General features: G+C 72.0%; 13 protein-coding genes. 7 read left to right on the forward strand and 6 right to left on the reverse strand.

Annotation, left to right across the window (positions count from 1 at the left end; translation table 11 throughout):
* Nucleotides 1-230: 230 nt before the first annotated feature.
* Together ACZ4FV_RS05495 and ACZ4FV_RS05500 are read left to right on the forward strand one after the other, a co-directional pair.
* Nucleotides 231-728 carry a universal stress protein gene (locus tag ACZ4FV_RS05495; protein ID WP_020550635.1) on the forward strand — a complete coding sequence of 166 codons (498 nt, stop codon included), beginning with the start codon at nt 231-233 and terminating at the stop codon, nt 726-728.
* A gap of 153 nt (nt 729-881) precedes the next feature.
* Nucleotides 882-2087: a MerR family transcriptional regulator gene (locus tag ACZ4FV_RS05500; RefSeq protein ID WP_395863146.1), complete on the forward strand. Its 1206-nt coding sequence runs from the start codon at nt 882-884 to the stop codon at nt 2085-2087.
* 83 nt (nt 2088-2170) lie between these two features.
* On the opposite strand, the gene ACZ4FV_RS05505 is transcribed toward ACZ4FV_RS05500, so the two are convergent.
* Nucleotides 2171-2839, reverse strand: coding sequence for a TetR/AcrR family transcriptional regulator (locus ACZ4FV_RS05505; RefSeq protein WP_395863148.1), 669 nt, complete (start codon nt 2837-2839; stop codon nt 2171-2173).
* Between the two features lie 174 nt (nt 2840-3013).
* Here ACZ4FV_RS05505 and ACZ4FV_RS05510 point away from each other — a divergent pair, with 174 nt between their 5' ends.
* Both ACZ4FV_RS05510 and ACZ4FV_RS05515 read left to right on the forward strand, forming a co-directional pair.
* On the forward strand, nt 3014-5479 hold the full coding sequence (locus ACZ4FV_RS05510; RefSeq protein WP_465321927.1) for a beta-glucosidase: 2466 nt from the start codon (nt 3014-3016) through the stop codon (nt 5477-5479).
* A gap of 267 nt (nt 5480-5746) precedes the next feature.
* Nucleotides 5747-6331, forward strand: coding sequence for a TlpA family protein disulfide reductase (locus ACZ4FV_RS05515; protein ID WP_395863151.1), 585 nt, complete (start codon nt 5747-5749; stop codon nt 6329-6331).
* Between the two features lie 17 nt (nt 6332-6348).
* On the opposite strand, the gene ACZ4FV_RS05520 is transcribed toward ACZ4FV_RS05515, so the two are convergent.
* Both ACZ4FV_RS05520 and ACZ4FV_RS05525 read right to left on the reverse strand, forming a co-directional pair.
* Nucleotides 6349-6552, reverse strand: a complete 204-nt coding sequence (locus tag ACZ4FV_RS05520; protein WP_395863153.1) for a hypothetical protein — start codon at nt 6550-6552, stop codon at nt 6349-6351.
* Between the two features lie 699 nt (nt 6553-7251).
* A complete protein-coding gene (locus ACZ4FV_RS05525; RefSeq protein WP_395863155.1) occupies nt 7252-7734 on the reverse strand; it encodes a hypothetical protein in 483 nt (160 codons plus the stop codon).
* Between the two features lie 340 nt (nt 7735-8074).
* Here ACZ4FV_RS05525 and ACZ4FV_RS05530 point away from each other — a divergent pair, with 340 nt between their 5' ends.
* Entirely contained in the window at nt 8075-8623 is a 549-nt protein-coding gene (locus ACZ4FV_RS05530) for a hypothetical protein (protein WP_395863157.1), read from the forward strand.
* A 63-nt stretch (nt 8624-8686) separates the two neighbouring features.
* Here ACZ4FV_RS05530 and ACZ4FV_RS05535 read toward each other — a convergent pair whose 3' ends face one another.
* Entirely contained in the window at nt 8687-8929 is a 243-nt protein-coding gene (locus tag ACZ4FV_RS05535; RefSeq protein WP_395863159.1) for a hypothetical protein, read from the reverse strand.
* A gap of 132 nt (nt 8930-9061) precedes the next feature.
* Between ACZ4FV_RS05535 and ACZ4FV_RS05540 the strand changes: the two genes are divergently transcribed.
* Nucleotides 9062-9268 (forward strand): hypothetical protein, encoded by a 207-nt coding sequence (locus ACZ4FV_RS05540; RefSeq protein WP_395863161.1) that lies wholly within the window; start codon nt 9062-9064, stop codon nt 9266-9268.
* Here ACZ4FV_RS05540 and ACZ4FV_RS05545 read toward each other — a convergent pair.
* Entirely contained in the window at nt 9259-10422 is a 1164-nt protein-coding gene (locus ACZ4FV_RS05545; RefSeq protein ID WP_395863163.1) for a nucleoside 2-deoxyribosyltransferase domain-containing protein, read from the reverse strand. The two genes, ACZ4FV_RS05540 and ACZ4FV_RS05545, sit on opposite strands and share 10 nt — an antisense overlap.
* Before the next feature lie 164 nt (nt 10423-10586).
* Between ACZ4FV_RS05545 and ACZ4FV_RS05550 the strand changes: the two genes are divergently transcribed.
* Entirely contained in the window at nt 10587-12290 is a 1704-nt protein-coding gene (locus ACZ4FV_RS05550) for a serine/threonine-protein kinase (protein WP_395863165.1), read from the forward strand.
* 15 nt (nt 12291-12305) lie between these two features.
* On the opposite strand, the gene ACZ4FV_RS05555 is transcribed toward ACZ4FV_RS05550, so the two are convergent.
* A complete protein-coding gene (locus tag ACZ4FV_RS05555; RefSeq protein WP_395863167.1) occupies nt 12306-14027 on the reverse strand; it encodes a class I adenylate-forming enzyme family protein in 1722 nt (573 codons plus the stop codon).
* Between the last annotated feature and the right edge of the window lie 103 nt (nt 14028-14130).

Below are 14130 nucleotides of genomic sequence, written 5' to 3' on the forward strand. Positions count from 1 at the left end.
TCCCCATTCGGGGCGTTGTCCGGCTAATGTGCGTGTCTCGCCGAGGCTTTGTCGGGGGCGCCATCCCCGTGCGTGGTCCGGCGGAACGCTTCATGCCCCGCCCGGCACGCGTCGTGGTGTCTTTTTTGTCCGGGAGAACCCCGGTTGGCACTTCGAATGTGCGGATCGGCGCAGTAATCTGGTTCAGGAAGCCCCGAGGCGCCCCTCCACAGCAAAGACGCCCGATTCCCATGGCTGCTTTCGAGTTCAGTGACCTTCCGGACGGCACACCGTTGCTCCGTCCCGACTCTCCTCATCAGCGCGATCCCGCGTTCCAACACCCTGTCGTGGTCGGTTTCGACGGGTCCGAGTCCAGCGAGCGTGCGCTCGCGTACGCGTCCGGCATGGCGCGCAGACTCGGTGGCGGATTGGTGATCGTGCACGTGGCCAACCGCATTCCGGCCACCGTGTGGGCCGGCTGTGAGCCGCCGGTCTTCATCGATGTGCCGGACAGTCGCTCCGAGGCCCTCGGTCTCGAGCTGGCGTGCGCGGATCACCTCAGCGACGTGCCGTGGATCCTGGTCGAGCGCGGGGGTGACATCTGCCACGAGATCGAGGACGTCGCGCGCGAGTTCACCGCCGACGCGATCGTGGTCGGTGGATCCACCGGGCTGGCCAGCCGCATCTTCGGTTCGGTCGCGTGCCGGTTGGTCAAGCACGCCAAGCGACCGGTCGTCGTGATTCCCTGACCACCGCCGTCCGCCCGGTCCGCCCGCGCGGACCGCCGGAACGTCGTTTCCGGGCCTTTCCCGCGCCTTTCGGGTCACCGTGTGATCGAACCTCGAACGCATCTGCATTACGTTGGCCGCGGACACGGGGCACGAGGATCGCGAGGCACGAGGTTGGCGGAGTACCGGATCGAGGACCTCGCCCGCGAAGGGGGCACGACCGTACGCAACGTACGGGCGTACCAGGATCGCGGGCTGTTGCCGCGGCCGAGGCGGCAAGGGCGGGTGTCCCTGTACGACGACGGCCATCTGGGCCGGCTCCGGCTGATTGGCCAATTGCTGGAGCGCGGGTACAGCCTGGTCAGCATCAAGGAGCTGCTCGACGCCTGGGACGGCGGACGCAGCCTCGGTGGGGTGCTCGGCCTGGTCGCCGAGGCGAGCGGTCCGTGGAGCGACGAGGCGCCGGAGCGGATGACCCGGGCCGAGCTGATCGCGATGTTCGGTGGCCTGTCCGATCCGGTCGCGCTCGCGGGGGCGGTGCGGCTGGGCCTGCTCGAACCCGAGGACGACTCGCTGACCGTGTTCCGGGTGCCCAGTCCGCGCGAACTCGCGGTGGGTGCCGAGTTGCACGCGGCGGGTGTGCCGGTGGCCGCCGTCACCGAGCAGCTGCGGATGTTGCGCGCGGCGATGGAGCACGTGGCCGAGGGTTTCGGCCGGCTGATGGAGTCGCACCTGCTGCCCGCCGACGGTGACGCGGACGAGACGGCGGAGATGATCCGCCGGATGCGTCCGCTGGCGCTGCGCGCGGTGGAGGCGGAGCTGGCCCGGGCGATGCGCCGCACGGCCGCGCGCCGGCTCGGCGAGGAACTCGGGAAGGTGCTGCGCGAGGAGCCCGCGCCGACCCGCGGCGGCCCGGAGCCGGTCGACGACGAGGAGCCCGCGCTCGATCGGCACCCCTTCATGTCGGACGCGTGGATAGCGGCGGTGTCCCGACTCAGCCGGCTGATCACCCCCGATCCGGAGAAGCGCACGCCGCACCCGGCGATCGTGGACATCGTGGTGAGCGACGTGCCGGACCGGGACGACCCGGCCGAGCTGCACCTGGACGTCTTCCAGGGGCGCGTTCTGGTCCGCCCCGGGCTGTTGCCGGGCCCGGACCTGATCGTGCACATGGACTACGACACCGCGCGCCGGGTGATCCTGCTCAACGATCGCCACGCGCCGCGCGAGGCGCTGGCCACCGGCCGGATGACCGCGCGGGGCGACCTGTTCGGGCTGACCGTCTTCCGCGAGGCGCTGGCCGGGCTTTCGAACTGGGACCTGGGCGCGGTGCTGCGCGAGCTGACCGCGGGCGAGGGCGCGACCGGCGCGGCCGTGTAGCTCCCGATCGCGCTGCCGCGGGGGTCCCGGGCCTGGGGCCGGCGGCGATCCGTGCCCGGCCGGGCCGGCCCGCGCCCGGGGATTCAGGCCCGGATGCGGCGCAGGAGCTGTTCCACGTAGTCGTGGAACAGCGTCGCCATGTCCACGTGCTCGGGGTCGAGCAGCCATTGCAGTTGCAGGCCGTCCATCATCGCGAACACCTGCGCCGCGACCGCGTGCGGATCGATGTCCGCGCGCAGCTCGCCGCGGGACCGTCCGGCCTCCAGGGAGGCGGTCAGGCTCGCGCGCAGCACCGCGTAGCGCTCCTTGGCCCAGCCGTGCGCGGGGTGGTCGGTGGTCACCGCCTCGCCGGTGAGCACGGTGAAGAGCTGGACCAGGCCGGGGATGTTGCGGTTGTGCTCGGCGAGCTCGATGAGCTTGGCCAGGGCCGCTTCGCCGCCGAGCGGGAGCACACCCACGTCCAGGTGCTCCATGTCCATGCGGTCGCGCAGGTCGAGTACCGCCACGAGCAGTTCCTGCTTGCTGCGGAAGTGGTGCAGCAGGCCGGCCTGGGTCAGCTCGGCGCGCTCGGCGATCCGGGCCAGTGAGGTGCCCCGATAGCCGTTCTCGGCGAACTCCTGGAGCGCGATGTTGAGGATGCGCGTACGCCGGGCATCGCCGGACGCGTAACCGCGCCCGCGCGGTCGCGCCCGGGTGGCCCGGGCGGGGGTCGGGGTCGGGGTGCCGGGCATCTCGTCCCGTTGCGCGTCCATGAGCTCATCCTGCCGTGTCCCGAAACGGGCTCGTCGAGGTGTGTATCACGTCAGGATAACAAAGCTACCGTGCAATAGGTTTTTGCGGCTACCGTACGAACGGATCCCCGGCCGGCCCGACCGGCGGGTCACCCGGGATGCGGGTCGATCGGGAACGCGAGCGGAAGGCAGACGATGGCGTCTCACACCACACCCACCGGCAACGAGGCCACGGACGACGAGCTGCGCGACCTGGTGGCGCGGCTGACCCTCGAGGAGAAGTTGTCCCTCGTGGTCGGCGAGGACTTCTGGTCGCTCCCGGAGATCCCGAGCATCGGTCTGCGCAAGCTGCGCGTGTCCGACGGCCCGGTCGGCGTGCGCGGCGTCACGTGGGACGAGCGCGACACCTCGCTGCTGTTCCCCAGCCCCACCGCCCTGGCCGCCGCGTGGGACCCCGAGGTCACCCGGCGGGCCGGCTTCGTCATGGGCGCGCAGACCCGCGACAAGGACATCCACGTCCTGCTGGCGCCGACCGTGAACCTGCACCGCAGCCCGCTCGGCGGCCGGCACTTCGAGTGCTACTCCGAGGACCCGTTGCTCACCGCGCGGATCGCGACCGCCTTCGTCGAGGGTGTGCAGTCCGCCGGCGTCGGTGCCACGATCAAGCACTTCGTGGGCAACGAGACCGAGGACGACCGGATGTCCTACGACTCGCGGATCGACGAGCGCTCGCTGCGCGAGGTCTACCTGGTGCCGTTCGAGGAGGCCGTCCGCACCGGCCGGGTGTGGCTGGTGATGAGCGCGTACAACCAGGTCAACGGCGAGACGATGACCGAGAACTCACGACTGGTCAACGGCGTTCTCAAGGACGAGTGGGGCTTCGACGGGGTGGTGATCTCGGACTGGATGGCGGTTCGCTCGACCGAGGCCGCCGCGGCCGGCGGCACCGACATCGCGATGCCCGGCCCGACCGAGGTGTGGGGTGAGCCGCTGCTCGCCGCCGTGCGCGAGGGCCGGGTCGCCGAGTCGCTGATCGACGAGCGGGTCACCCGGATCCTGCGCCTCGCCGCGCGCGTGGGCGTGCTGGGCGAGCGCACCCCGGCCACGACCACCACTCCGGACGACGCGGTCGCCACACTGCGCGCGATCGCCGCACGGGCGATGGTGCTGCTCGGCAACGACGGCACCCTGCCGCTCGACCCCTCGACGCTCTCCCGCGTCGCGCTGATCGGGCCGAACGCGCTGCGGCTGTCCGCGCAGGGCGGCGGCAGCGCGCATGTGAACCCCTCGCATGTCGTCTCGATCCCCGACGGCCTGCGGGCCGCGCTCGGCGAGAGCGTCGAACTGACGCTGACCGAGGGCGCCTTCACCCACCGCGCGCTGGCCGACCTCTCGCTCGAAACGGCCCGCGACCCGGAGAGCGGCGAGCCGGGCCTGCGCGCCGAGTTCCTCGACGCCGAGGGCACCGTGCTCTCCTCCGAGCACCGGCTGGGCTCCAGCCTGATGTTCTGGCCGGACAACGTGCCGGCCGGGGCCACCGTGATCCGGCTGCGGGTGAGCGTCACCCCGACCGTGTCCGGCACCAACATTCTGGACGTGCGCGGCGCGGGCCGCTTCGAGGTCACCATCGACGGCGCGACCCGCACCGTGGACATGACCGCGCCCGAGGGCACCGACGTGATCGAGACGATCATGCGCCCCGAGGCCACCCGGATCGAGGTCGAGGCGACGGCCGGCACGCCGGTGGAGATCCGGGTCGACTTCAGCCAGGGCGGGCGGTTCTTCATGGCCGCGCTCGGTCTGGGCTGGGCGGACCCGCGCCGGTCCGAGGAGGCCGAGTTGCACGCCGCGGTCGAGGCCGCGCGGGCCGCCGACGTCGCGGTGGTCGTGGTCGGCACCACCGACGACATCGAGTCCGAGGGCTTCGACCGCGCGGATCTGGCCCTGCCCGGCCGCTCGGACGAGTTGGTCCGGCGGGTCGCGGCGGTCAACCCCAGGACGGTCGTGGTGGTCAACGCGGGCTCGCCCGTGCTGATGCCGTGGCGGGACGAGGTCGCCGCCGTGGTGTGGGCGTGGCTCCCCGGTCAGGAGGGCGGCGCCGCGCTGGGCGACGTGCTCACCGGCGTGGCCGAGCCGGGCGGTCGGCTGCCCACGACCTACCCGGCGGCCGCCGCCGACGTGCCGGTGTACTCCACCGCCCGGGTGGACAACGAGCACCACTACGCGGAGCAGTCCAGCAACATCGGCTACCGCGCCTGGGCGCTGGGCGACGCCGCGCCGGCGTACCCGTTCGGGCACGGTCTGGGGTACACGACCTGGGCGTACGAGGGCGTGACGGTCAAGGGCGACGCGACCGGCGTGACCGTGGAGGTCACCGTGGCCAACACCGGCGAGCGCGCGGGCCGTGAGGTCGCGCAGGTGTACCTGGAGACCGCCGACGGCACGCTGATGGGCCGGCCGGAGCCGATCCGCCTGGTCGGGTTCGCCTCGATCGAGGCCGACCCGGGCGCCCGGGCCACCGCCACGATCGAGATCGACGCACGCACACTGGCCCGCTGGGACGAACAGGGCGCGGCGTGGGTCACCACTCCGGGCACGTACACGCTGCGCGTCGGTCGCTCGCTGGGCGACCTGCCACTGAGCGCGGAACTCGCGCTCTAGCCACGAGCCCGACCACCGGGCGCGGCACCGTACGCCGGGCGAGGGGCGACCGCCCCTCGGCCCGGTTCGACGCGGTGCGGCTCGCCCCCTCGGACACGGCCGCGTCGGCCGGGGAGTCACGGCCCCGAACGACGCGGCCGTTCGTGTGCCCCGTGCGGCGACCCGGGCGGGTCCGGCGGCTCGGGCACCCGTGCCGATTCCGGTGCCGGACAGGGGCCTTCCCGACCCCGTGCGTGTGGTGGGTGGGGCCGGTGGGACGATCACGCCATGCGACTTCCTCGCGCCCGGCGGCGGATCCCGATCGCGCTCGCGCTGATCCTGCTGTCGGCGGGCTGCGCCGGATTCGGCGCGCCGGACACCAAGGACTCGGCGGTGATCTCCGCGGACGGCGTGCGCAGGATCCCCGCGGGCAAGCGCGCCCTCTCGCCGAACCTGTCCGGCGAGACGCTCACCGGCGAACGCCTCGACATCGCGTCGCTGCGCGGCCGGATCGTGGTGCTGAACCTGTGGGCCTCGTGGTGCGCCCCGTGCCGGGGCGAGGCACCGGCCCTGCAACGGGTCTACGCCGATCTGCGGCCTTCCGGGGTGGAGTTCGTCGGCCTGAACACCAGCGAGTCGACCCGGGAGAACGCGCGGGCCTTCGAGGCCCGCTTCGGCATCGGCTACCCGAGCCTGTGGGACCCCGACAATCGCAACGTCCTCGAGTTCGGCACGTACGTCAACGCCGCGGCACTCCCGAACACCGTGGTGCTCGACCGCTCCGGCGCGATCGCCGCGTCGGTGGTCGGCAGGGTCTCCGAGGGTCGACTCCGCGACGTGCTGACCCCACTGCTCGCGGAGCCGGCCGTATAGGGCGGGTGTCGTCGGTGTCAGCAGCGTTGGCCGAAGGCCGGGTTGATGAAGCCCAGCAGGTCGGCGTCGTTGCCGCAGAGGCCGCCCGCCGTGTCGATCGTGTCCGCCTGGACCCGGTGCGTGTCGGCGCCGTCCGGTGCGGCGACCGACGCGGTCACGCCGACGATGGGCGTCGCGATGACGGCCGTGCTGACCAGAAGGCCGCGGACGATGCGCTGCATGGAACGGTTCCTTTTGTCGAAGTGGCGGTGCCTCGAAGTCACGGTGCCTCGAAGTGGCGGTCCCGAACGCCGAGGAGGGCCCGACTCGCCAACGCGGCGCCGCACCCGCAGGACACGGCGGTTGCGCTGAATGGAAGATGCGTCCGCTTCGTTCCGACGGTGCGCGGATCGGCGTCCCACCTTCGGGGGATCGGGCTCGGGCGAAATGCGGTCCCGTGCGTCACGGCCCCGGCGCGCGTCGCGCATGCAGCTCCGCATCGGTACCCGGTCCTCCCCCATGGCCCTCGCCCCGGCTCGGCGAACTCCCTGCCGGCCGAACCGGACGCGGGCGAGTTCGACGCGCCGATCCCGGCCGTCGCGGGCCTGGGACGCATCGGCGAAGGGCTGCGCGTCGCCCCTGACCACCACTCGGAAGTTGCCCGCGGTCGGCGCGGGCGACCTGTCACGGCTGCGAGCCGGACGAGTTCGGCGTCGCGGTGGCCGGAGAACTACCCGCCCGAGGCGCCCGGGCGCTGATCGACGCGCGACCCCGCCCGCACTGAGCGATCCGGCGACCCGGCGACTCCGTGACCCAGGATCCCGCGACAGGCGACGGAACACGAGCCGTCCCGCCGCCGGGCCATGTGTGGTCGGCGGCGGGACGGCTCGTGCACGCCGGGCGGCCACGCCCCCGCGCGGCCCGGCGGATGTTCGGCGTGCTCAGCTGTTGAGGCACTTCTGCACGGTGGACTGCAACTCGCCCGGCAGCTTGTTGGTGCGGGCGTACTCCTGGTCGAACGCGTTCATCTGAGCCTGGCTGTATTTACTCTTCAGCTCGGTCAACGCGCACTGGCAGTACTTCGTGTTGTTGCCCGAGGTGCTCAGGCAGCCGTTGAGGAAGTTCGTCGAGTAGAGCGAGCTCCAGTCGCCGCCACCGCCGCTCGCACCGGTCGAGGCCGGCGGATTGGGCGCCGTGGTGCGCGGGCGGGTCGTGGTCGGGCGCTCGCTGACGGGTGGCGCCGGCGTGTCGTCGTCGGTGGCCCGGCTCGTCGGGGTCTTCCCCGTCGGCGTGCTCTCCCCGGTCGCGCTCTTGGTGTCCTTCGGTTCCCCGAGACCGAAGCTGCTGCCGTCCCCGTCGCTCCCGCAGGCCCCGACCGCGCAGGTCAGAATCACCGCAATCAGGCCAACTTTGAAGGTGCGCATGCATTTCCCCCTAGAACGATGTTGGTCGAGACTCTCCTCCCCTGGCTCTGCCGGTCACAAGGGGATCTTTTCGGCCATTGCGTAACGGTTTCGTCGCCGGGACCGTTACAAATGCCGTGACGCCTCGCCGGCGTGACCTCACCCGAGACCGATCCGGGTCGTCGATGGGCGCACCCGCCCGGCATCCCAGTGGCGGGCGTCGCGCGGGTTTACCGCTCGACAAACATCCACAAACCGGGCACCAACGTGCTGATCGTCACATTCCATAGCGTTTACCGATCGAATCTGTTCACTATGGACGGGTTGCCTCCCGTCGGACGGCAGAAAGGAACGGCACACCATGAGCTTGACGCCAGAGCACGTGGCCGCGCTGCGCGGCCTTGCCGCCGATGTCTCGGCCCTGGGCGCGGAAGGCGCCCAACGGCATCCCGCCTTCGCCGGTTCCGCCGGTTCGATCGCCGACCGCGCGGACGCGCTCGCGAGCGAGGCGCCGCCGTTCCACAAGGTCGCGCTGCGCCGGATCGGCGACGCGATGCGCGCCTGCGCCGAGTCCCGCGAGGCCGGCGACCCGACCCGGGTCGCCACCACCCAGCGCACCGCCGCGCACCTGGCCGACCGACTCGTGCACGCGCTCGACCGCTACGCGTCCGCCTCTCCGGCCGCGACACCGGCCGTCTGCACGCGCTGCGACGAGCCGTACATCGCCCAGTTGATCCCCACCCAGCGGCGTTACCTGTCCCGGATCGACGCCCCCGTGTCGGGGCACGTGTTCAACGCGTCCGGCACCACCTACGTCGTCGAGCGGCACGTCTTGTGCCCGCTCCAGGACGTGGCCGGTCTGTCCGACCTGCCCGAGCTCGAGAACCTGGACGACCTCGACAACGCCTGATCCACCCCGCCCGGGCGCGACGGGCACACACGACCGAGGCCGGGTCCCCCAGGGAGCCCGGCCTCAGTCATGGCCCCGATCCTTGCGATCCTTCCGCAGCCGTCGCAGGTATTCGCGGGTCCACCCGGTCACCTTGACCACCTCGGCCTGCTTGACCCCCGCGGCCATCGCGCGCACCGCCGCCCGTTTGAGTTCTTGACGCGCCTCTTCGTGCGCCTTCTCGGTCCTTCGATACGCCTTCGCGGCCCGGACCAGGCCTTCTCCGGCGGAATCGGGGTGCTCGCGGTCGACATCCTCGTGATCCACACTGTCAGGATGCCATATGGAGGGCCACCCCCGTAGGCCAACAGAGTTGACATTTCCGCATCCAAGAAGGAAACTGGGGACCGAACCAAAGGTGAACGGAAGGTTAACGTCACCAGTCACGGAGGAGCCGACATGCTCAAGACCCTCACCGCCCCGGCCATGTGCACCCGCTGTGGCGAGCCGTACGTCGCGGCGCTCAGCCCGCGCTCGCTGGTCACGCTGCAAACGCCGGTGTTCCGCAGCCCGGAGATCGTCGGCGGTCGGCTGATGACCATCGACGACACCGTCTGCCTGGTCGAGCGGCACGCCCCCTGCACGGGTCTGGGCAACTACCGCTGATCCTCGGCGGCGCCTGCCAACACCGCCGCCAGCATCCCCAGCGTCGACCAGTCGACGCACCCGTCACGCAGCAGTTCGCCGTACGTCGTGATCTCGACGTGAGTGCGTTCCCCGTCCCCGGCCACACCATGTGGGCCGGGGACGCTGCGTAGCAGGGCCAATTCCGCTTCGGTGAGTTCGGCCGAGTACACGTGTGCGTGATGCGCCGCCAGGGTCCCGGCGAGCTGGCGCGAGCCGTGTGCCCGCAGTCGCTCCGGCGCGAGCGCCAGACCGGTCTCCTCGGCGACCTCGGCACACCCGTCCACCGCCGTGCGCCCGCTGCCGCCCGGGAACTCGCGCACGAAGCCGTCCCCGGTCCGCGCCGCCGACCGGAACTCGCGCACGAGCACCACGGTGCTCGCCGGTACCGGCTCCGCCCGCCGATAGAGCACCACCGCGGTCACGTCCGGCCGGCCGAGCACCACCTCGTCGTCCTTGACCCGGCCGCCCTCCGCGGCGATCGCGACGCGTACGTGCGCCGCCCACAGCCAGGTCGCCGCGCGCCGCCGCCACACCCACGCGATCCGGCCGCCGAGCAGCGTGTTGCCCGCCGCCCGCTGGGCCGCGTACCAGTCCGCGAAGGCCCGGGTCAGCCACACGTTCAACGGGATGTCCCGCTCGCCGTCCGCGCGCGGCTCGCCCGCGCCCACCGCCTCCAGCACGGTGTCGATCGTCTCGGCCAGGGTGTCGCGTACCGGCACGTCGTGGCCGAGCGCGTAGGCCCGCTGATAGCGCACGTGCGGCGCGTCCGGCGGCGTGCCCAGCACCGCGCGGCCGGAGTCCTTGAGCCAACCCCACTCGTCGTTGGTGGTCAGCCCCGGCAGGTCGCGCAGGTCGCGCGGGATCCAGAAGAGCACCCGGTCGCTGCGGTCGAGGTTGCGCAACTCCCAGTCCCGCTGCACCTGATGCGTGGGCCACGAGTGCCCGTCCGCGGGCTCGGGCACGAACACCACCAGGCGGCCCGGGCCGCGCCACCGCTCGCCGAGCAGCTTCAGCGCGGCGGGCCGCCAGGAGGCGACGTGCGCGGCACGGGGTGTGGGGCCGGCCAGGAAGACGCTCGCGTCCCACTCCCGCGGCGGCTCGTCGGGCGAGTTCACGACAACGATCTCGGTCATGGCCCCGACCGTAGTGGTCGTTCCCGAGGGTGATCGAGGGTCGGGCCGATGCGCGTGGGACGGACCCGATCCCAGTCCGGGTGGTGATGTCGCATACCGTTCCCCGCACGCACGCTGCTACGAAAGAATCACATCCACAAGGCGCGTACGGGGAGGCGTTTGCGGTGGCTCAGTTGTGGCTTGGCAGCCGATATCGGCTGGACAAGAGGCTGGGCTCGGGAGGCAACGCGACCGTGTGGCGGGCCTGGGACCAGAAGATGCAACGGTTCGTCGCGGTCAAGGTGCTCAAGGAGTCGTTCGGCGCGTCCAACAACAGCGTGGACCGCTTCGGCCGCGAGGCGATCATCGTCGGCGGGTTGTCCTCGCCGAACATCATCGTCGTGCACGACCAGGGCCGGAAGGCGGTCGTGGAGCACCGGACCGGCCCGCAGGCGCCCGGCCCCGAGCCGACCGAGCCGAACCGGCCCCGGCCGAGCGGCCGGACCGACCCCGAGACCCGGGTGTTCACCCACGACGCCGAGACGGTGCACGACGCGCAGGTCACCTCCGCGCTCGGTCCGGGACCGGGCGAGCTGCGCCGCACCGACGGCAAGGTGATGTACCTGGCGATGGAGCTGATCACGGGCCGGTCGCTGGCCCAACTCGTCGCGGACGGCGCGTGGCTGCCGCTGGGACACGTGGTCGGCTGGGCGATCCAACTGTGTGACGGGCTCGACGTCGCGCACGCGGGCGGCGTGCTGCATCGCGACATCAAGCCCGCGAACGTCATGGTGACCTCGCGCGGCGTGGTCAAGGTGCTCGACTTCGGGATAGCGCGATACATGGAGAAGGTGTCCTCGCGCGCGGGCATCACACTGCCCGGCAGCATGATCGGCACACCCGCGTACATGTCGCCCGAACAGATCCTCGGCGGACGCATCGACGGCCGCGCCGACCTGTACAGCGTGGGCTGCGTGCTGCACGAACTGCTGACCGGCGCACCGCCGTTCGGCCTGGACCATCCGCATTCGATGATGCAGGCCCACCTGGGACGCACGCCCGAGTCGGTGCGCAACACCCGGCTGGAGGTGCCCGACGACCTCGCCGCCCTCGTCCTCGCGCTGCTCGCCAAGCGGCCGGAGAACCGGCCCGCGAGCGCGGCGGAGGTCCGCGACCTGCTGTTGGAGTTGTCCGTCACGCCACCGCGCAACCTCGCGCCGCAACCGTGGGGCATGCCGGCGTCGGAACCGGTCGCGGACGACGACGCGCAGCAGACCCAGGATCAGCCGGTGCGGCTGCTCCCCGAAGGGAGCGAGCCGCAACCGACCCGTGCCGAGGCGCCCGAGCCGCGGCCGGCCCGGGCGAGCGATTCGCTCCAGGTGATGCGGGCCGAAGTCGGGCGGCGGATCCGGGAGTTCGGCAAGGACCACCCGGACACGCTGCTGCTGCGCGAGCAGTTGGCCGCCCGGCTCGGCAAGGACGGGGACCCGCTCGCGGCGATCACCCTGCTGCGCGGGGTGATCTCCGACGGCGGGCGGTTGCGCGGCGCGCTGACCCCGGACACGCTGCGCGCCCGGCACGCGCTCGCGCACTGGACCGGCGTCGCGGGCCGACCGGCCGAGGCGGCGCGGCTGCTCAAGAACCTGCTGCCGGACCAGGTCCAGGTACTGGGCACCGACGACCTGGACACCCTGCGGATCCGCCGCGAACGGGCCCGCAGGGAGGGCGAGGCGGGCAACTTCGTCGGCGCGGTACACCACCTGCGCACACTCGTCCCGGACGTGATTCGGGTGCTGGGCCCCAATCACGAGTTGGTCATCGAGGTCTGGGACGAACTCACCTACTGGGAGCACCGCCTCGACGGCTACGGCGTCCGGGACCAGGCGTGAGTGTCGCGCCCGCCGTCACAACGCCAGCATGTCGCGCAGTTCGCGTTTGAGCACCTTGCCCACCGCGTTGCGCGGCAGCGCCCGCTCGGTGAAGCGCACCAGCGTGGGCACCTTGAACGCGGCGAGCCGGCGCGCCACGTGTCCGCGCAACTCGGCCGCGGTCGCGGCGCCGGCCACGTGCAGCAGCACCACGGCGGCCACCTCCTCGCCCAGATCGTGGTGCGGCACCCCGACCACCGCGACGTCGGCGATCGCCGGATGCTCGAACAGCACCGCCTCGACCTCGGCCGAGTAGACGTTCTCACCGCCGCGGATGATCACGTCCTTGAGCCGGTCGACCACGTACAACAGCCCCTCGGCGTCGATGTGGCCGAGGTCGCCGGTGCGGAACCACCCGTCCGGGAACGCCTCCCGGCTCTCCGCGGGCCGATTCCAATAGCCCCGGACCACCTGCGGGCCCCGGATCCGGATCTCTCCCGTGTGCCCGGTCGGCAACTCCTCCCCGGTCAGCGGGTCGGCCACCCGCAGATCGGCGGTCGGCACCGGCCGGCCGACGCTGTCCGGGTGCGCGTAGTAGTCGTCACCGGCGTTCGCCACCACCACACAGGTCGTCTCGGTCATCCCGTAGGCGTTCAGCGGCACGATGCCGTTGCCGGACATGGTGCCCACCTGCGCGACCAGGTCCGGCGGTACCGGCGAGCCACCCGCGCCCAGGGTGGTCAGGCTGGACAGGTCGCGACCGGCTCGCAGCGGCGATTCGACCAGCCTGCGCAGCAGCGTGGGCACCATGTTGGCGGTGGTGATGCGCTCGGTCTCGATCAACTCCAGCGCCGTGGCGGTGTCCCACCGGTGCATCAGGCACAACTTCGCGCCCTGGGCCGCGCCGATATAGAGCCCGGCCAGTCCGGCGATGTGGAAGAACGGGTAGACCTGCAGGCTGCTCGGCGTCGGCAGGCCCGCGGCCATCTCCTCGAACACGGCCGGACCCTTGGCCAATTCGGCGGCGGGCAGGCCCAGTCGGGCCAGGCCGATGGCTCTCGTCAACCGCATCGTGTGCAGGTTGGTGGTGTGGTTGTGGTGCGTGGCGACCGCGCCCTTGGGCCGTCCGGTGGTGCCGGAGGTGTACAGGATGGTCGCGTCGTCGAACGGCTCCGGACCGCTCGCCGGCAGCGCGCACTCGCCGGTGAATCCGCGCAGCAGCGCGGACAGGTCGGTCTCGCCGACGACCGGCGGCCCCTCCGGGCGGACCACCAGGACCGCGGGCCCCGTGCCCTGGTCCAGGTGTCCCCGGATCCGCTCGGCCCGCTCGCCGTCGCAGATCAGCACGGCGGCGCCGGAGTCGTCGAGGGCGTAGCGCAGCTCGTCGGCGGTCCACCACGCGTTGAGCGGCACCGCGACCGCGCCCAGGACCTGGGTCGCCCAGAACGCGAGCGGCCATTCCAGGTGGTTGCGCATCGCGATGGCCACCCGGTCGCCGCGCCGCACCCCGCACTCGCCGGCCAGGTGTCGGGCCAGGTGGGCGACCAGGCGATGCTGCTCGGCGTAGTCGATCCGCTCGTCCCCGGCGACCAGGGCGTCCCGGCTCCCGTACGCCGCCAGATCCTCGAAGACCGCGCGCAGCGTCGGCGGGGCCTTGCTCAGGACCCGCCAGGGGATGCCGTCGTGGACGACCTCCTCGATCGCGTAGGCCGATTCGGGTCCCGTGAGTTCGGCCAGGGCCTGTGTGCGATCCAGCATCCGGTGGGTCCACCTCCTGCACGCTGCGAGCGACTGGGGTACCGGGGGGTTAGGAGCCCATCAAAGCTAGTGCGGAGATCGCATCCCGGGAACCCTGGCAATC

It is taken from the genome of Embleya sp. NPDC025285 (genome assembly GCF_055558835.1).

Excerpts from the sequence above, each read along its gene's own strand:
- ACZ4FV_RS05505 (WP_395863148.1), bottom strand. The coding sequence starts at position 2,839 with ATGGACGCGCAACGGGACGAGATGCCCGGCACCCCGACCCCGACCCCC.
- ACZ4FV_RS05545 (WP_395863163.1), bottom strand. The coding sequence starts at position 10,422 with ATGACCGAGATCGTTGTCGTGAACTCGCCCGACGAGCCGCCGCGGGAG.
- ACZ4FV_RS05555 (WP_395863167.1), bottom strand. The coding sequence starts at position 14,027 with ATGCTGGATCGCACACAGGCCCTGGCCGAACTCACGGGACCCGAATCG.
- ACZ4FV_RS05530 (WP_395863157.1), top strand. The coding sequence starts at position 8,075 with ATGAGCTTGACGCCAGAGCACGTGGCCGCGCTGCGCGGCCTTGCCGCC.
- ACZ4FV_RS05515 (WP_395863151.1), top strand. The coding sequence starts at position 5,747 with ATGCGACTTCCTCGCGCCCGGCGGCGGATCCCGATCGCGCTCGCGCTG.
- ACZ4FV_RS05540 (WP_395863161.1), top strand. The coding sequence starts at position 9,062 with ATGCTCAAGACCCTCACCGCCCCGGCCATGTGCACCCGCTGTGGCGAG.
- ACZ4FV_RS05520 (WP_395863153.1), bottom strand. The coding sequence starts at position 6,552 with ATGCAGCGCATCGTCCGCGGCCTTCTGGTCAGCACGGCCGTCATCGCG.
- ACZ4FV_RS05495 (WP_020550635.1), top strand. The coding sequence starts at position 231 with ATGGCTGCTTTCGAGTTCAGTGACCTTCCGGACGGCACACCGTTGCTC.
- ACZ4FV_RS05510 (WP_465321927.1), top strand. The coding sequence starts at position 3,014 with ATGGCGTCTCACACCACACCCACCGGCAACGAGGCCACGGACGACGAG.
- ACZ4FV_RS05525 (WP_395863155.1), bottom strand. The coding sequence starts at position 7,734 with ATGCGCACCTTCAAAGTTGGCCTGATTGCGGTGATTCTGACCTGCGCG.